The organism is Ilumatobacter sp., assembly GCF_965215205.1.
Lineage (GTDB): Bacteria > Actinomycetota > Acidimicrobiia > Acidimicrobiales > Ilumatobacteraceae > Ilumatobacter_A.
Window position 1 is genome coordinate 1,360,824 of record NZ_OZ244049.1, and the last position, 17,239, is coordinate 1,378,062.

General features: G+C 72.0%; 17 protein-coding genes and 1 other RNA gene. 7 read left to right on the forward strand and 11 right to left on the reverse strand.

The features are described 5' to 3' along the window. Positions 1 to 158 precede the first annotated feature (158 nt). Positions 159 to 557, forward strand: coding sequence for a PPOX class F420-dependent oxidoreductase (locus ACOOHC_RS06390; RefSeq protein ID WP_420453174.1), 399 nt, complete (start codon positions 159 to 161; stop codon positions 555 to 557). 58 nt (positions 558 to 615) lie between these two features. Here ACOOHC_RS06390 and ACOOHC_RS06395 read toward each other — a convergent pair whose 3' ends face one another. Then, complete coding sequence (locus ACOOHC_RS06395) at positions 616 to 1,050, reverse strand: hypothetical protein (protein WP_420453175.1); 435 nt, start codon at positions 1,048 to 1,050, stop codon at positions 616 to 618. 87 nt (positions 1,051 to 1,137) lie between these two features. Here ACOOHC_RS06395 and ACOOHC_RS06400 point away from each other — a divergent pair, with 87 nt between their 5' ends. Beyond that, on the forward strand, positions 1,138 to 1,905 hold the full coding sequence (locus tag ACOOHC_RS06400; protein WP_420453176.1) for a helix-turn-helix domain-containing protein: 768 nt from the start codon (positions 1,138 to 1,140) through the stop codon (positions 1,903 to 1,905). Between the two features lie 84 nt (positions 1,906 to 1,989). On the opposite strand, the gene ACOOHC_RS06405 is transcribed toward ACOOHC_RS06400, so the two are convergent. Then, complete coding sequence (locus tag ACOOHC_RS06405; protein ID WP_420453177.1) at positions 1,990 to 2,454, reverse strand: SRPBCC family protein; 465 nt, start codon at positions 2,452 to 2,454, stop codon at positions 1,990 to 1,992. Positions 2,455 to 2,814: 360 nt separating this feature from the next. Next, positions 2,815 to 3,207, reverse strand: a complete 393-nt coding sequence (locus ACOOHC_RS06410) for a nuclear transport factor 2 family protein (protein ID WP_420453178.1) — start codon at positions 3,205 to 3,207, stop codon at positions 2,815 to 2,817. A 183-nt stretch (positions 3,208 to 3,390) separates the two neighbouring features. Between ACOOHC_RS06410 and ACOOHC_RS06415 the strand changes: the two genes are divergently transcribed. After that, complete coding sequence (locus ACOOHC_RS06415; RefSeq protein ID WP_420453179.1) at positions 3,391 to 3,699, forward strand: DUF167 domain-containing protein; 309 nt, start codon at positions 3,391 to 3,393, stop codon at positions 3,697 to 3,699. Positions 3,700 to 4,006: 307 nt separating this feature from the next. On the opposite strand, the gene ACOOHC_RS06420 is transcribed toward ACOOHC_RS06415, so the two are convergent. From ACOOHC_RS06420 to ACOOHC_RS06435, 4 genes are all read right to left on the reverse strand, one after another. After that, positions 4,007 to 4,381 carry a VOC family protein gene (locus ACOOHC_RS06420; RefSeq protein WP_420453180.1) on the reverse strand — a complete coding sequence of 125 codons (375 nt, stop codon included), beginning with the start codon at positions 4,379 to 4,381 and terminating at the stop codon, positions 4,007 to 4,009. Between the two features lie 222 nt (positions 4,382 to 4,603). Further along, the gene (locus ACOOHC_RS06425) at positions 4,604 to 4,822 is read right to left on the reverse strand and encodes a hypothetical protein (protein WP_420453181.1); all 219 of its coding nucleotides are present in this window, start codon (positions 4,820 to 4,822) and stop codon (positions 4,604 to 4,606) included. A gap of 404 nt (positions 4,823 to 5,226) precedes the next feature. Continuing rightward, complete coding sequence (locus tag ACOOHC_RS06430) at positions 5,227 to 6,081, reverse strand: alpha/beta fold hydrolase (RefSeq protein ID WP_420453182.1); 855 nt, start codon at positions 6,079 to 6,081, stop codon at positions 5,227 to 5,229. 232 nt (positions 6,082 to 6,313) lie between these two features. Then, complete coding sequence (locus ACOOHC_RS06435; RefSeq protein WP_420453183.1) at positions 6,314 to 7,855, reverse strand: AMP-binding protein; 1,542 nt, start codon at positions 7,853 to 7,855, stop codon at positions 6,314 to 6,316. A gap of 417 nt (positions 7,856 to 8,272) precedes the next feature. Between ACOOHC_RS06435 and ACOOHC_RS06440 the strand changes: the two genes are divergently transcribed. Continuing rightward, positions 8,273 to 8,701 (forward strand): pyridoxamine 5'-phosphate oxidase family protein, encoded by a 429-nt coding sequence (locus tag ACOOHC_RS06440; protein ID WP_420453184.1) that lies wholly within the window; start codon positions 8,273 to 8,275, stop codon positions 8,699 to 8,701. Between the two features lie 199 nt (positions 8,702 to 8,900). Further along, positions 8,901 to 9,428, forward strand: a complete 528-nt coding sequence (locus ACOOHC_RS06445) for a hypothetical protein (RefSeq protein ID WP_420453185.1) — start codon at positions 8,901 to 8,903, stop codon at positions 9,426 to 9,428. A 334-nt stretch (positions 9,429 to 9,762) separates the two neighbouring features. Here the strand turns inward: ACOOHC_RS06445 and ACOOHC_RS06450 are convergent, their stop codons facing one another. From ACOOHC_RS06450 to ssrA, 3 genes are all read right to left on the reverse strand, one after another. Further along, positions 9,763 to 10,599, reverse strand: a complete 837-nt coding sequence (locus ACOOHC_RS06450; RefSeq protein ID WP_420453186.1) for a phosphatase PAP2 family protein — start codon at positions 10,597 to 10,599, stop codon at positions 9,763 to 9,765. Between the two features lie 741 nt (positions 10,600 to 11,340). Next, positions 11,341 to 12,984, reverse strand: coding sequence for an alkaline phosphatase D family protein (locus ACOOHC_RS06455; RefSeq protein WP_420453187.1), 1,644 nt, complete (start codon positions 12,982 to 12,984; stop codon positions 11,341 to 11,343). 213 nt (positions 12,985 to 13,197) lie between these two features. Continuing rightward, positions 13,198 to 13,583, reverse strand: a transfer-messenger RNA (tmRNA) gene (gene ssrA, locus ACOOHC_RS06460). 333 nt (positions 13,584 to 13,916) lie between these two features. Between ssrA and ACOOHC_RS06465 the strand changes: the two genes are divergently transcribed. Together ACOOHC_RS06465 and ACOOHC_RS06470 are read left to right on the forward strand one after the other, a co-directional pair. Then, positions 13,917 to 14,744: a fasciclin domain-containing protein gene (locus ACOOHC_RS06465; RefSeq protein ID WP_420453188.1), complete on the forward strand. Its 828-nt coding sequence runs from the start codon at positions 13,917 to 13,919 to the stop codon at positions 14,742 to 14,744. A gap of 160 nt (positions 14,745 to 14,904) precedes the next feature. Beyond that, a complete protein-coding gene (locus ACOOHC_RS06470; protein WP_420453189.1) occupies positions 14,905 to 16,638 on the forward strand; it encodes a molybdopterin-dependent oxidoreductase in 1,734 nt (577 codons plus the stop codon). 63 nt (positions 16,639 to 16,701) lie between these two features. Here ACOOHC_RS06470 and smpB read toward each other — a convergent pair whose 3' ends face one another. Further along, positions 16,702 to 17,217, reverse strand: coding sequence for an SsrA-binding protein SmpB (smpB, locus tag ACOOHC_RS06475; RefSeq protein ID WP_420453190.1), 516 nt, complete (start codon positions 17,215 to 17,217; stop codon positions 16,702 to 16,704). Between the last annotated feature and the right edge of the window lie 22 nt (positions 17,218 to 17,239).

The window sequence follows — 17,239 nt, forward strand, 5'->3', positions numbered from 1 at the left end:
ACGACCTACGGACCGTTCGACGCTGACCGGTCGGGTCGACCGACGGCGAGCATGGCTCTCTCGGGCGACGAACGCGCCGCCGAGATCGATCGGGGCGTGAACACCGGCGGTCGTGCGCGCCGGTGTGGAACCGGCCGAGCCTTTGGTACGAATGGGGGATGACCACGATCCCCGACGACTACGCCGACCTGCTCGACAAGAAGACCTTCTGGCACATCGCCACGCTCGGCCCCGACGGTGAGCTGCAGTCCAGCCCGGTGTGGGGCGGCTTCGACGACGGCCACTTCGTGTTCTCGCTCACCAAGGGTCGTCAGAAGTTCCACAACCTCGAGCGCAACCCGACGATCGCCGTCTCCGGCACCGACCCCGACAACCCGTACCGCTACCTCGAGATCCGTGGCACCCTCGCGCGCGTCGACGACGACTCCGACAACTCGTTCATCGACTCGATGGCGAAGAAGTACATGGACGCCGACGAGTACCCGTTCCACCAGCCCGGCGACGAGCGAGTCGTGATGCGCATCGAGCCGACCCACACCACCCAGATGGGCGCCTGACCGCTCGGCCCGCCGGTGCATCCGGCGGGCCCGGGTCCCAGCCCCTCGCGCGACCGGGTCAGGCGAGCCGTCGCCGTTCACGCCACTGCTGCACGGCGAGGACGTCGACGTGGACGGCGACCGCCACGGCGATCGCGATCCCGACCCCGGAGAACCACCCGAGCGCCAGTCCCACGACCATGGCCACGACGAACGCCACGTTCGCCATCACCACGTCGAGCGACAGGCGCCGCAGCGACGACTCGTCGGCGCGGGCCACCCACGCCACGCCCGCCGCGAACACGACGAACCCCACGCCGACGCCCCGGACCCATCCGGGACGCCCCGTCCCGAGCAGGTCGTCGACCCCGCCGGCGGCGACCGCCATCGCTAGCCCGCTGAGCCCGGACGTGAGCGCGTCGACGGCGAGGATGCGTCGCAGGCGCCCGGCCGGCCCGAGGCCGACGGTGGGGGAGGGGGTCGTGGTGGTCGGGGAGGCGGTGTCGATGTCCATGGATCGATCGTGAGCCGTCCCGCCGCATCGGATCCATGACCTGACAGGTCATGGAGGCCGGACGGCGCCCGCCCTACGGTGATCGACGTGACCACGAGGACCGGCCAGCGCGGGGTGGGGCCGCTCCTTCGCGACTGGCGCGGACGCCGCCGGATGAGCCAGCTCGACCTGGCCACCAGCGCCGAGGTGTCGACCCGTCACCTCTCCTACGTCGAGACCGGACGCTCCACCCCGAGTCGCGAGCTCATCATCCACCTGGCGACCCACCTCGACGTGCCGCACCGGGAGCAGAACGACCTCCTCCTCGCCGCCGGCTACGCACCCGCCTACTCCGAGCTCGGCCTCACGTCTCCGACGATGCGCCCCGTCGTCGCCACCCTCGAGTCGATGCTCGAGGCGATGGAGCCGAACCCGACCCTCGTCATGGACCGTCACTGGAACCTCGTGATGGCCAACGAGTCGGCGTTCGCCTGGACCCGCCTCGTCGCCCCCGAGCTCCTCGGCCCGCCGCTCAACGTCATCCGCATGACGCTGCACCCCGACGGCCTCGCGTCGGCCATCGACGACCTCGACGAGGTGGCCGCGCACCTCGTGCACCGGCTCCGGCGTCAGCTCGGCGTCACCGGTGACCCCGTCATCGCCGACCTCCTCGCCGAAGCCGAGTCGCTCGTCACCACCACCGTCGACCCCGTCGACTTCCCGAACGCCGACGCGGCGATCGAGGTGCGCCTCACCGTCGACGGCGAGGTGCGCCAGTACCTCTCGGTCGTGTCCACGTTCGGCACGGCCCTCGACGTCACCGCCAGCGAGCTCGTCATCGAGACCTTCTTCGACGTCACCGACCGACGCACCTGAGCTCGACGGGTCGTCGGCCGCTCGGCCTGCGGGCGCCCACGAGACGGCGACCGACGACGGACGGCACCGCGGCGCCGCCCGGGCTCAGCCCGCTGTCTCGGCCTCGGCGGCGAGAGCGTCGAGCGTCTGGCGCATCGAGTCACGGCTGTGCTCCGCCCGATCGGGGACCCCGGTGAGCTTCGTCCCGATCGGTGTGAACCACCCGGGGCGCCGATCGGTCCAGCTCTCGGTGACCGTGCACCCCGACTCGGACCGCTCGATGTCGAAGCGCCACCTCGCGATCGGGAGCAAGCGGAGGACGTCGATGTCGAACTCGAAGGACCGTCCCCCATTCGCCTCGGTGACCGTCGCGACCGTCGACCACGTCCGACCGTCGTTCTCGTTGTCGCCCTCGAAGCGCGCTCCGACCTCCGGGCCCGTCGCGTCGCCGAGCCACGTTCCGCCCGTGTTCTCCGGTGACCACTCGCCCATGCGAGGGAGGTCGGACACGAGGCTCCACACCACCTCGGGCGGTGCCGCGATCTGACGGGTGACGCTCACATCGGCCATGCCGTCGACCGTAGTCTCGACGCCCGAGGGCACCGATCCCGGCGGCTGCCGGGGTGGAGCGGATGCAGGCGTACGCGCCTCCTCGGCGTGCCCGACCGTCGCTGCGACGGGTCGAGGTCACGGCGGACCGGTCCGCCGGCAACCTGGTCAGCGCCACGTTCGAGCTCGGCGTCGATCAGCCGATGGACGCAGGGTCGACGTCGCGATCTGCGTCGGGCACCTCCCCCGCTTGCTCGGCGGGGCCGGGGGATCCATCCGTCGCGAACGGGTTCGGTCATCGATGCCGGCGTGCGATCTCGTGTGAGGCGACCGTCCGGTCGTTCGGGATCGCCGAGTCGTGCTCCGACCGGGGGAACGCCGTCAGCGAGCGAACGCGGTGGCGACGTGGGCGGAGTCGAGGTACTCGTCGACGCGGACCACCTGCCCGGCGCGGACGCCGACGAAGATCGCCGCCGGGATGTCGGCGGTGCGGCCGTCGTCGAACTCGAGGCGCAGGACGTGCCGCTGGGCGAACCCGTCGGCGTGGACGTGGCGGACGACGTCGAGGTACGCCCGACTCGCCGTGTTCCGCACGATCCAGCCGAGCACCTTCAGGTTCTCGCCCTTCGTCTGCACCACGCCGTCGTCGTTGTGCCACACCTCGACGTCGTCGGCCCACATCCGCGACACGGCATCGAGATCCCCCGCCTCGATCGCCGCGAACACCCGCTCGGCGAGGGCGGCGGTGTCGTCGTTCGTCTCGGTGGAGGTCACGACGCGACCGTACGAACCGTCGCCGTGCGGCGGCCAGTCGGAGGGCCCGCGCCGGGTCGCGGACGGCGCGCCCGTCGGGTGTCGCGATCGGACCGAACATCGTCACGTTCGCGAGGTCGACGACCGAGCCACGGGGCCGACGTCGTGACCGACCGGTGCGGCCGCGCACGCGAGACTGGTGCGGTGGCCGAGGTGAGCTGGTGGAACCGGACCGATCGGGGGATCGAGCTGCAGGTCCGGGCGAACCCGGGTGCGTCCCGGTCGGGGCTGATCGACGTCGGACCGGACCACGTGCGCGTCCGGCTGCGCGCCCGGGCGGTCGAGGGCGCGGCCAACGCCGAGCTGATCTCGTTCGTGTCCGACCTCTGCGAGGTGCGCCGCCACGCGGTCAGCATCCGGCGGGGCCACCGCTCGCGCATCAAGACCGTCGCCGTCGTCGGCATCGAGGCTCCGCCTGTCGTCCTGCTCGCACGCTCCCTCGACGGGTCCTGACGTCGGGCGCCGACGGCTCGATCCGAGGTGCGGTGCAGGCGGCCGGACGCGCCGGAGGCGCAGCGATCCGAGGCGCATCCCGCACCGGATCGCGACCGGAGCTCGCGTGCGCCGCTGGTCGTGTCCGGTCTGCTCGCGATGTCGTTCGGAATCCGCACGGGATCGCGACCCGACGCCGCCGTCGAGGCCGATCCCTCGACCGGCAGGTCCGATCTGGTCGCGACGTCTCGCAGGATCCGCACCCCATCGTGACCGGAGTGGTCGAGCTCGGCGAGGTGTTCGACGCGGCGACCGCCGGGGCGGGCGGTCAGCCTCGATCGGGTGCCGGTTCGAAGAGCTCGACGACGTTGCCGGCCGGATCCTCGACCAGGATCTGACGGCCCCCGTTCCCCTCGACGAGCTCACCACGGAACGACACGTCGGCCGCCGAGAGCTCGTCGATGGTGGCGTCGAGGTCATCGACCGCGAGCTGGAAGCGCGCCCAACCTCCCGGTTCCGGCGTGCCACCCGCGGTGCCGGCCCCGCCGGCGCCCGGTGCGTTGAGCATCAATCGCAGCTCGTCACGTTCCAGCGCGGCGAACCCGGGTGCGGGGTGCATCTCGACCTCGTACCCGAGGCGATCGCGGTAGAAGGCGATGGCGGCGTCGACATCGTCGACGATGTAGCGGACGGTGGTGCTCATCGGGGTTGCTCTCCTCGTCGCCGGGTTCGACGGGACGGGAGGCCGTGCGACCCTTCGGCCTCGCCGGACGGTGGCGTCCCGACCCCGACGACGATACGCGACCGCTCGCTCGCGTACCAGGGGGCGGCCCGAGATCGAGCGCTCGGGGGTGCGCGTCGCTCGATCGAGCGTCGAGCACCGGACGGCGAACCGTGCGGACGTCCCTCGTCGCCGAGTCCCGGATCAGCGGTTCCTCGGGTGGCGGCCGGCATCTCGCTCGTTGCCTCGCTTGTAGTTCCCGGTGAGTCGCGCCATCAGATCCTGGTCGTCACCGGCTCCGACGTCGTCGAGGAACTCGGCGGCGCGACGACCGCGCAGCACGGTCGCTCGCCGCCCGTGGTGCGTGATGACGACGTCGCCGTTCTTGCGACGCTCCCACTCGAACCCGCCGGCCTCACCCACCGACGACTGCCGACCAGCCCTCGGACTCCGTTCGCGCGACCATGATGACCGGCGACCGTACCCCGCCTCCTCGTGCACCCGCCGCGGCTCAGCCGTCCGGTCTGGTCGCGAAGTGCGGCGCGATCCGCACCGGATCGCGATCGGACGGAGCGGGCGCCGGGCGGGTCACGGGTCCGATCACGATCTCGCGCCGGATGAGGATCGCACGACCAGACCTGACGTGCTCCGCGACCCCGCCGACCCCTCCGAGACGGTCGGCGCCGATGGCGTCGCACCGACTCGGCGTAACGCGCCGAGACGAGATCCGAGGGTGGTGCGGACCCGTCCGGCCCGGTTGACCGATCCGGTGCCTCACACCGGACGGGGACGCGGGATGGCGCCGGTCGTCGAGGTCGACGCATCGCTCAGTCGAGCGAGGCGAGGAACTCCTCGACGATCGCGAAGAACGGTTCGCGCTGGCCGACCGAGTCGTGGATCAGGTGGTTGGCACCCGTGAGGGTGCGCGCCTCGACGTGCGGGCTCACCTCGGCCAGCCGCGGGATGTCGGTCGGCCGCGTCACCGCGTCGGGTGACGACGGGTCCGCCGCGACGACCATCGCCGGCACCGGCAGGGGACGGGAGGGGTCGAACACGGGCGTGGACGTCCCGGCGAGCACGTGGTCGAGCACCGATGCGTCGACGGCGAGCGTCCCCGCGGCGGTCGTCAGGATCGCGTCGTCGTGGAGGATCTCGCCGAGCGGTGGTCCCGCGGCGCTCGGTGCCATCGCCGTCGAACCCGCGACCTGGTCGACGCTCGCGCCCGACTCCTGCACCTCGGGGATGACCGTTCGCAGCACGCCGAACACGTCCATCAGGCTGTTGCGTGCGGCGCCCTCGGCCGTCGGGTCGGGCACGCTCAGCGGAGGGTCCTCGAGCACCACGCCACGCACGAGGTCGGGGTGCGACTGGGCCAGGCCGGCCGCCGTCGCGCCCCCGAGCGAGTGCCCGATGACGACGCACGGCGCGCCGGCGACCTGCTCGCACGCCGCACGGGCGTCGGAGACGTAGTCCGCGAGCTGGTACCGGTCCGGAGCACGGTCCGAGCGACCGTGGCCGCGCAGGTCGAGGCGCAGCAGCCGGTGGCGATCGGACAGGCGCGGCACGATCCACTCCCACGTCCTCCCGCAGCCGAGGATGCCGTGGATCAGCAGGATCGGAGGGGCGTCGTCGGGGCCGTCGACGGCCACGTGGAGCGACACGTCGTCGTTGCGGATCTGCATCGCCGCATCATGTCCCATCGTCACGCGCCGACGCGAAGCGACACCCGCCCGGCGGGCGAACGCGTGCACGTTCCGCCGACGAGGGGCCGACAGCGAGCCGACGGGGGGTGGTGCGGCTTCCGTGTCCGACGTGCACGGGGACCGGTCACGACCGGGTCGACGGCCTGGGGTGCCCGCCGAGTGCGCGATCCTTCCGGCCGACCCGGCGGACGGACGATCGCGGCGTCGTGCGTCAGGTGCCGGACTCGGTGACGAGCTGCTCGCGCAGCTCGCGCTTGACGACCTTGCCGTAGTTGTTCGTCGGCAGGGAGTCGACGAAGCGGTAGTCCTTCGGCCGCTTGAAGCGCGCGATGTGATCGAGGCAGGTCGCATCCAGCTCGTCGACCGATGGAGCCCGCTCGCCGTCGGCGGCGACGACGAAGGCGACGATCGACTCGCCCCACTCCTCGTCGGGACGTCCGACCACCGACACGGCGCCGACGCCGCGGTGGCGCAGCAGCACCTCCTCGACCTCCCTCGGGTAGACGTTCATCCCGCCGCTGATGATCAGGTCCTTCGAGCGGTCGCGCAGCGTCAGGTACCCGTCATCGTCGAAGCTGCCGACGTCGCCGGTGTGCAACCACCCTCCCGCCAGCGCCTCGGCGGTCGCATCGGGCTGGTCCCAGTACCCGGCCATCACCACGTCACCGCGGACCACGACCTCGCCGACCTCGCCGGTCGGCAGCTGGCGGCCGACGCCGTCGACGACGCGCACCTCGACGTCGGTGCGCGCGGGGCCGACGCTCGCCAGGCGCTCGCGCCACCGGGGGTGATCGCGGTCGCCGTGGTCGGCCTTCGACAGCGCGGTGATCGTCATCGGGGTCTCGCCCTGTCCGTAGATCTGCGCGAGCCGAGGACCGAGCGCCTCGAGCGCGGCCTCGAGATCCGCGAGGTACATCGGGGCGCCGCCGTAGATGATCGTCTTCAGGTGCTCCAGGTTCGCCGATGCGAACGTCGCGTCGGCGGCGAGGCGCTTGACCATGATCGGCGCCGCGAAGAACGACATCCCCGACCACCTGTCGAGGAGGGTGGCGATCTCGGTCGGATCGGCTCCCCCCGACTCGGGGACGACGCTGCACGCTCCCTTCGCCACGTGCGGGAGTCCGTACAACCCCGATCCGTGGGAGATCGGCGCCGCGTGGAGCACGCAGTCGCCCGGCGCGACCGGGTCGATGTCGGCGTGGTAGCTCAGCGACATCATCAACAGGTTGCGGTGGGTCAGCGTCGCCCCCTTCGGCCGACCGGTCGTGCCGCTGGTGTAGAAGAGCCACGCCGCGTGGTCGGGGGCGCGATCGACCAGGGTCAGCGCGGACGCCGACGTCAGCCGGTCCCACCGCTCGCCCGGCGCGACCACGACCTCGCGCAGGACCTCGACGTCGTCGACGAGCGCGGCGGCGTCGTCGGCGTGATCGTCGTCGGTGATCACCACGCTCGTCGCGCTGTGGTCGAGGATGTAGCCGACCTCGTCACGGTGAAGGCGGGCGTTGACCGGGACGGCGACGAGCCCGGCGTGCCAGGCGGCGAACATCGCCTCGAGGTACTCGGGCCGGTTGCGCATCAGGATCGCGACCCGGTCGCCGGGGGAGAGGCCGAGGTCGTCGCGCAGCCCGTTCGCCACGCTCGCCGTGCGGGCGGCGAACGTCGCCCAGTCCGAGTGGACCCGCTCGCCCGAAGCGAGCGCCGGGGCGTCGGCGAACCGTCGACCGTGGCGCTCGACCCACGACGCCAGGTTCATCGTGCGAACGTCCCGGTGTCGTCCGTCGAACGGAGCTCGGTCGGATGGAGGAGTCGTGCGGATCCCGTCACGCCGCCGAAGGTAGCCACCACCCACCGCCCGCCGCCGATCTGGCGTCCGACGCGATCGGCACTCGAGTACGTCTGGCGTCTGACGCGATCGGTACTCGATCGGCAAGCGAGTACGTCTGGCGTCTGACGCGATCGGTACTCGATCGGCAAGCGAGTACGTCTGGCGTCTGACGCGATCGGTACTCGATCGGTACTCGAGTACGTCTGGCGTCAGCCCGCCTGCACCGTCACCGCCGCAGCGTTCGAGTCGACCTACCCTGCACCGACCGCGCCTCGTGGCGTCGGGCCCAGCGACGATGATCCGACCCCCGCTCCGACACGGCGAACCCGCTCCGGCCGGCCGCCGATGAGGCTCGACCGCGACGACTGCCGGGGGCGACTCGCCGGCCACGACCACGCGATCCTGTGCACCGCGCACCACGAGCGCGGGGTCGACGCGGTCCCGGTCGTGTTCGCCGTGGACGATGCCGACCACGTCGGGATCCCGGTGGACCGAGTGAAGCCGAAGGCGTCGCAGCGCCTCCAGCGTGAGCGCAACCTCGATGCCGATCCGCGAGCGACCCTCCTCGTCGAGCACTGGGATCGGGCCGACTGGTCGCAGCTCTGGTGGGTTCGTGCCGAGCTGGAGCACGTCGCCGATCCCGCCGCCGAGCTGGTCGAGGACCTGTCGAACCGCCTGCGCGACCGGTACCGCCAGTACGACCGGGATTCGTTCACCACGGTGCTCGTGCTGCGCCTCGGGGCGCTCAACGGCTGGGCCGCGACGTCGTCCTGACGCTGCTCGCCGGCGAACCGCACCACCCGTCGTCGAGCGACTCTCCGTGTCGGCGGTGCCCGAGGGTGCCCGTCCACGAGGCTCGGTCGCCCGTCACGATGCCCGGGGTGCACCCGTCGACCTCCTGTTCGGCCGACGGGCGCCGAGCGGGCGCTAGTTCGTAAGTGTGTAATGATGTAATGCCCGCTAGTGTCGGAGCATGCCCGAAGATCGCACCGACTCGTCCATCGCCTCGTGGTTCACGGGCCGCCTCCCCGACGACTGGACGACCGCCGGCGCCGCCGACGTCGAGGTCGACCGGGAGGAGATCATCGTGACCCTCCGGGTCGACACCCCGTCCATGTCCGACGACGCGTCGCCGGCCGACGTCGCCGAAGCCACCGACGGCCGCATCCGCAAGTTCCGCGAGGAGACCCGCGATCGCCGCATGGCGATCGCGCGGGAGGCGGAGCACCGCTTCGACCGCAAGGTGGCGTGGGCGGTCGCCGTCGGCGAGACGACCGAGGTGTTCACCCACCTCGCCGTGCCGGTCATGACCCGGCTTCGCCAGCCCGAGCGGCAGGTGCTCGACACGCTGATCCGCGCCAACATCGCTCGCTCCCGGGCGGACGCGGTGGCGTGGTGCGTGCGACTCGTCGGACGCAACGCCGACGACTGGCTCAGCGAGCTGCGCGACGCACTGCGCAGCGTCGACGAGGTCCGCGAGAGCGGCCCCGCCGCCAGCTGACCGGCTGACGACCGGCACCGGCCAGCGCGACGTCACCCGGCATCCCGGCACCCGGTGTCGGCCCCCACCGAACCCACCTCCACCGAGCCGACCTCCACCGAACCCGACCTCCACCGAACCCGACCTCGGTCGAACCTGGCCGGACCCGGCAGCCGACGGGCGCGAACCCGGCATCCATCGGACTCGGCACGGGCCGGGCGACTCGGTCACCCATCTCGATCGTCGCGAAGACCGGTCTCCGAAGGCGGCGAGCACCCGGTCGGCCGATGCGGTGAGGTCTCGGTGGTCTCGGTGTCGGCACCGCGCCGACGCCGCGGAGCGGTGCGCGACCCGGTCAGGTCCCGTCGCGCACGGGCGCCGCCGCGTGCCCCCGTCGCTGCCCGTTCCCTCGCCGTTGCCCGTGCCCGTGCCCCTGCCGTCGCCGGACGCGATCGGGGCCGAGGGCGCGTGATCCGCGCGACGGGCGACGCGCCACGACGAGCGCCACCGCGGCGATCAGAGCGCCGGCGACCACGTCGGCCACCGTGTGGTGCCCCGTCGCGATCGCGACCAGGGCGACCGCCGTCGGGTACAGCGGCGCCAGCCGCCGCCCGCGCACCCACCAGGCCGCCGTGCCCGCGACCAGGCACGCGAACACGACGTGGCCGCTCGGGAAGGCTGCGTAGCGGTACTGGACGACATCGGACCAGGAGGCGGCGTCGAGACCGGGGGTGGAGGCGAGGTGCGGTGGCGCGGTCGGGAGCAGCACGTAGGTGGCGATCGTCATCAGCTGCGCGATCACGAACGCGATCCGGAACCGCCGGTAGTCGGACGGCCGCCGCACCACCAGCCACACGCCGACGCCGACGATCGCGGTGACGTGCAGGGTCAGGTAGGCGATCTCGGTGGCGGCGCTCACCGCCGGCGGGAGCCGGTCGAACCACGCTCGCAGCAGCTCCTCGGCGCCGACGACGTGCGTGCCCTGCAGCCTGGTGAGCGCGAGCGCCCGGGCCTTCGCCGACGTCGGCGTCCCGGGAGCGAGGGCTGCCACGAGCGGGAACAGCGCGAACGTCGCCGCGACGATCGCCACCTCGCGCCTCGCGACCAGCGGCGTCGTCGCGTCGAGCCGAGCCGGTGTCGCCGGTCGCGACCCGGCCGGCGGCCGGGCGGGGGAGACGTCGAGGGCGGTCATCGTCGGTTCGAGGCGGCGCCGGGCGCCGCGCCGCCTCCGTACCCGGCGAGCGCTTCGGGATTCGGACCCTGCCGCCGGAGGTGCGCCACGCTCGAGCGCGACGTCGCTCGTCGTCGCCGCCGTCTCGAGCGCGCTCGTCCTCGGTTCGGTGTGGGGTGCGATCGGCCCGCTGCCCGACCGTGTCCAGGGCGTCCTCGTCGCGTTCGCGGGAGGCGCGCTCGTGCTGTCCGTCGTCACCGAGCTCGTCGAGCCCTCGGCCGACGCGTCCACCCTGGCCTTCGTCGTCGCTTCCTCGGGCTCGGGGCGCTGGTGTTCACCGGAGTCGGCCACCTCGTCGACGAGACGTCGGGCAGCGATTCGGGCGGCGGGCTGCTCGCCGCGATCTCGCTCGACGGCCTGCCGGAGAACCTCGCGCTCGGCGTCGCGCCGATCGGCGCGGGCGCTCCCGAGGTGGCTGCGCTCGCCGGCTCGATCCTGCTCTCCAACGTGCCCGTAGCCGCCGGTGGTGCCGAGCAGGTGGTCGACGACGGTCGGCGCGCCGGTGCGGTGGTCGTCCGGTGGTCCGTGGCGGCGCGGTCGGGGCGATCGACTAGCGCCGCCACGGGAACCGGGCGCAGACGGCCAGGCGCCGGAGGCGATCAGCCGATTGGTCGCGGATCGGTGCGGGATGCGCAGAGGATCGTAACCAGACCGGAGGCTGCCGGGCGGTGCCGGCGGCGGCGGGAAGCGGTGGGGGAGCGGTCAGGAGAGCCGGAGGGAGACGACCTGGGTGAGCTCGGGCGTGCCGTGGTCGTCGCGCCCCGCTCGCTCGATCTCGACGTGGGCCGAGCGCCCGTCGAGCACGAGGGTGGCGATCTCGTTGCCCCAGAACGGGCCCGCCTCGCGCGTCCACGTGAGCGGCTGATCGGGGACCTTCGTCACCCGCTCGAGCAGGAACCGGGTGAGCCGCGCCGCCGCCCGGCTCCACGCCACCCGGAACCCGAGCTGGAACGCCCGGGGGACGTAGTTGTGCACCGGCGAGCACGTCAGCTGGTACACCGACGACCGGACCGGGGCGTCGAAGTGCGCCTCGGCGACGTACGCGTGGTGGACGTCGCCCGACAGCACGCAGATCGTCGCCGGCGCGTCGCCCCCGTGCTCGCCCCGCCCGACCCGCGCGATGAGCTCGCCGAGGGCGTCGAAGGAGTCGCGGAACGCCGCCCAGTGCTCGAGGTCGGCCGCTCGGCGGAACCACTCGGCGAACCGCGCCATGCGCGGCCCGCGTGCGCCGCGGGTCAGCATCTCGTTCCACGATTCGACGTCGTGGAACGACCGGGGGAGCAGCCACGGCAGCGACGTCCCGATGAGGAGGTGGTCGTAGCTGCCCTCGGCCTGCTCGACGATCCAGGCGAACTCGTCCTCCGACACCATCGACCTTCGATCGTCGGCGAGGATCCGTCCGCAGCGCGAGTCGATCATCAGCAGCACCGAGTTCGAGAAGTCTCGGCGGAACGACCACTGGGCACCCTTGCGGCCGTCCGCCTCCGCGTCCGCGGCCCGGGCGAACTCGTCGAGCATCTCGCCGCAGTCGCCGTCGTGGGCGAGCACGCGCTGGTAGAGCACGTCGCTCTCCAGCTCGCGCGGCGACAGGTTCCCGAGGTGCTGGTACACCCAGTACGACGCGAGGCCGCCGACGATGCGCTCCTGCCACCACGTCGTCGCCTGCATGTCCTCGCGCCACGCCTCGGAGGTGTTCCAGTCGTCGCGCACGTCGTGGTCGTCGAAGATCATCGCCGTCGGCAGGGTCGACAGCAGCCAGCGGATGTCGGGATCCGTCCAGCTCTCGGAGTACAGCCAGGTGTACTCCTCGTAGTCCTTGACCTGCTCGTACGGAGCGACCTCGAGGCTCCGCCGCTCGGCGATGCGGGCCTGGGTCTCCGCGGTCGTCTCGTCGGCGTACACCTGGTCCCCGAGCAGCAGGACGGCGTCGGGCCACGTCTCGGGGTCGCTGCGCAGCATGCGGTGCGCGTAGGTGTCGAGGGCGTCGGGCTCGAACTTCGGGTCGCCCGCCACCGCCTCGGGCCGGGCGTAGCGGCACGATCCGAACAGCAGCCGCGTCGGCGTGCCGGGATCGATCGTCGAGATCCGCGACGGCGGGTAGTCGCTCCCCGGCTCGGGCCACACCAGCTCACCGTCGAGCCGGACCTCGTAGGGCGCGTGGCTGCCGGGCTCGAGACCGTCGAGGACGACGAGGCAGTAGTGGTGGCCGTGCACCGTCCACGTCGGCTGGGCCACGCCGTTCACCTCGACCGCGCACGGCCGGTCGGTCTCGACCCACACCGTGGCCCCGGTCGTGCCGACGTGGCGCAGCAGCGGCCCGAGGACGAGGGTCGGTCGACCGGTCACCCGGGAGGTGTAGCACGTCCGGCGCCGCTCCTCCGCCCCCCCGACACCGACCTCCCCGTCGGTCAGGTCGCGATGTCGTGCGCGAGCCGCACCGATGCGCGACCAGACGGGCCGCCCCGACGGATGCAGGCGGGCCGCCGGCGCCGACGAGGGCTCCGAACGAGCGAGGCGCACGGGCCCTGGTGGACCCGTGCGCCTCGGTTCTCGTGCGTTCGGTGGAGCTGGGGGGAATCGAACCCCCGTCCATCAGCCGGTGAACGTGCTCGCTACGACCATTCCCGACATCGACGCTGACGCTGCGCCACCGACGGGTCGGCTGCCGGCTCGAGGCCGGCCACGTCTCGTCTTTCCGAGAGGTCAGCGGTCTTTCTCGCCGTCAGAGTCCTTTCCCTCCGTCATCCCCCACTTCTGTTGCCGGGCTGTGGTGGAGTGGCCCCGTGCGACATCTCTGCTCACGATGACTCTGCACTCACCTGATCAGATCAGGCGGTGAGAGCGAACTGCTCATCGGCAATTCTTTGGTTCCCCCGTTTAGCGAGTCTGAGGAACTCGGGTCGCGAACTCGAACAGCGTCACTGACGTCGAAACCAGTCAGCCCCGTGCATTCGATATGTGACCCACCACCATACCGGTCGCCGACGTCCATCGCCGAGCCGAGCCGGCTCGACTCGCCTCGTCGTCCCCGGACGGGTCGCGCCGAGACGTCGCACGGAGGGGCACCGAAAGCGTCCGCCCCGGGACGGTACGTGACAAGAGTCCGGCGAGAAATCCGGCTCCTTGACGTTTCTTGCGCGTCGTGCGCGGGCATTGTGCGATTTGCGTAACGAGGTGTGATCCAGAACGGGTCGCTCCACGAACCAACAGCACATCCTCTCGGAGCCTCCGAGAACCTCGACCTCCGAGTCGACCACCCCCCACAGAAGGAAACCCACATGCGCAAGTCCACCCGCTCCATCCTCGCCCTCGGCGCCGCCGTCTCGTTCACCGCCGCAGCCTGCGGCAGCGACAGCAACGACGCGACCGACGCGGTCGAGTCCGTCACCACCGAGGCGATGGCCGAGACCTCCGACGCCATGACCGAGACCTCCGAGATGATGACGGAGGACACCGACGCCATGACCGAGTCGACCGACGCCATGACGGAGTCGACCGACGCGATGACCGAGACCACCGACGCGATGACCGAGTCGACCGACGCCATGACGGAGTCGACCGACGCGATGACCGAGACCACCGACGCGATGACCGAGGGAACCGGTGGCGAGGCGATGGCCATGGAGCCGAGCGGCCCGCTCTGCGCCGAGGTCCCGGAAGAGGGTGACGGATCGTTCGCCGGCATGACCGAGGACCCCGCCGCCACCGCGGCGAGCAACAACCCGGCCCTGTCGACGCTGGTCACCGCCGTCGACGCCGCCGGCCTGGTCGACACGCTGAACGGCGACGGCCCCTTCACCATCTTCGCTCCGGCGAACCCGGCGTTCGACGCCATCCCGCAGGAGGACCTCGACGCGCTCCTCGCCGACACCGAGCAGCTCACCACGGTCCTGACGTACCACGTCGTGGGCGGCGAGCAGCTCGCCAGCACCGATCTCGCCGAGATGGACATGGTCACCACCGTCCAGGGCGGCGACATCATGCTCTCGATGGAGGACGGCACGCTGACCCTCAACGACGGCCAGGCGACCGTGGGCTGCGCCGACGTGCAGACCGCCAACGCCACGGTGCACATCATCGACGGCGTCCTGATGCCGACCGGCTGATCCCCTCCGTCACCCCCGTCCCGATCGGCCGGGGTCGACGGGGATCGAACCACCGAACGAGCGCCACACGTCACCGTGTGGCGCTCGTTCGCTTCCTCGGCACCGTCAGCACCATCCGGGCGGCGGGCGCCACGCGGACACACCTGAACAGGCGGACACCATGAGCGACACGACGACCCCCACATCGACCCCCCCACCGCGACCCGCACCCGGCACGATCACCGCCGTGGGAGCGCTCGTCGGCGTGGCGTGCGCCGCGCTGGCGCTCGGCGTCGCCGAGCTCGTCGCCGGCATCGTCGCCACGTGGCGGTCCCCGATCTTCGACGTCGGCGACCGGGTCATCGACCTGGCCCCCTCGTTCGTCACCAAGTTCGCGATCGACGTCTTCGGCACGAACGACAAGCCCGCGCTGCTGATCGGGATCGGCGTCGTGCTCGCCCTGTACTCGATGGTCGTCGGCGCGCTCGCGTTCCGCAGGGGCGCGCTCGTCGGCGTCATCGGCTTCGCGCTCTTCGGCGCGATCGGGATGGTCGCCGTGCTGACCAAGTCGACCTCGCCCCAGATCGCGGCGACGACGCCGATCATCGTCGGCACCGTGATCGGCGCCGCCGCCCTCGCCGGAGCGGCCGCCCTGCTCGTCGCGCACGAACCGCCCGACCGTCGCGCCGCCCGCTCGGACACCGACGACGGTGACGCGACCGTCGACGGATCCGGCGCGCCGACCACGACCGACGACGCCGACGACGTCGATCCCGATGCGGACGTCGACCGCACGCCGGTCGCCGCCGGTGCGCCGCGCCCGTCGGGCACCCGTCGCCAGTTCTTCGCCGGCGCCGGCGTCGCGGTCGGCGTGTTCGCCATCGCCGGCGGGGTGACCGGGGCGATCGGTCGGTCCATCCGCAGCAGGTTCAGCGCCGCCGACTCACGGGCCGCGCTGCGGCTGCCGCAGGCGGCGTCCCCGCTCGCCGAGGCACCCGGTGGCGCCAGCGTCGACGTCGAGGGGGTGTCGGAGCTGTACACCCCGAACGAGACCTTCTACCGGATCGACACCGCGCTGACCGTCCCCCAGCTGCGCACCGAGGACTACCGACTCGCTGTCACCGGCATGGTCGACCGGACGCTGGACCTGTCGTTCGACGACCTGCTCCGGCGCGAGGTCGTCGAGCACGACATCACGCTCACCTGCGTGTCGAACACCGTCGGGGGCGAGCTCGTCGGCAACGCCCGCTGGCTCGGCATCCGCCTCGACGACCTGCTCGCCGACGCCGGGGTGTCACCCGACGCGACCCAGGTGGTGGGCCGTTCCGTCGACGGCTACACCTGCGGCTTCCCGATCGAGGCCGCGACCGACGGGCGCAACGCGATGGTCGCGTTCGGGATGAACGGCGAGCCGCTCCCGCTCGAGCACGGCTTCCCCGTCCGCCTCGTCGTCCCCGGGCTGTACGGCTACATCTCCGCCACCAAGTGGCTCACCGAGATCGAGCTCACGACGTTCGAGGACTTCGAGCAGTACTGGGTGCCACGTGGCTACGCCGATCGGGCACCGATCAAGATGCAGAGCCGCATCGACTCCGTGGACGGGTTGAGCACCCTCGAGCTCGACGCCGACGGGCAGGCCGCGATCGGCGGTGTCGCGTGGGCGCAGACCCGCGGGATCAGCGCCGTCGAGGTGCGCATCGACGACGGCGAGTGGGAGCGGGCCGAGCTCGGCGAGGCGCTCAACGACGACACCTGGCGCCAGTGGGCGTACCGCTGGACGCCCGGCTCGACGGGCCGGGTCGAGATCACGACCCGCGCCGTCGACGGCGACGGGAACGTGCAGACCGAGGAACGTGCCGATCCGCTGCCCGACGGCGCGTCGGGGTGGCACAAGATCATCGTCTTCGCCCCCTGATCGTCGGGCGCCGCAGACCGTGCGTGCACCGACCGAGCCGGGCGGCCGGCGGGCGGAGCCCGCTCAGGCCTGCGTCGAGTACTTCTGCGCCCGGTTGAACGCGGTCTCGATCTCACGATCGGCGTCGCGCTCGGCGAGGGTGTGCCGCTTGTCGCCCTTCGTGCGGCCCTTCGCCAGGCCGAGCTCCATCTTCGCCCGTCCCTCCTTCCAGTACAGCCGCAGGGGGACGATCGTCAGGCCGCCCTGGGCGGTGCGCAGGTCGAGCTTGTCGATCTCGGCCCGGTGCAGCAGCAGCTTGCGCTCCCGGTCGGGATCGTGGGCGCCGAACCCGATCGCGTTGGTGTAGGGCGGGATGTGCACCCCGTCGATCCACATCTCGCCGCCGCGCACCCGTGCGTAGCCCTCGGAGATCTGCGCGTTCCCCTCGCGCAGGCTCTTCACCTCGCTGCCGGTGAGCACCATCCCCGCCTCGTACGTGTCGAGGATGTCGTAGTCGCGCCGGGCGCGCTTGTAGCTGGCGATGAGCTTCGTCCCGTCGGCGGGGGTCCCCCGCTTCGTCTTCTTGCCCTTCTTGGCCATGTCGTCGCCGAGGGTACCCAGC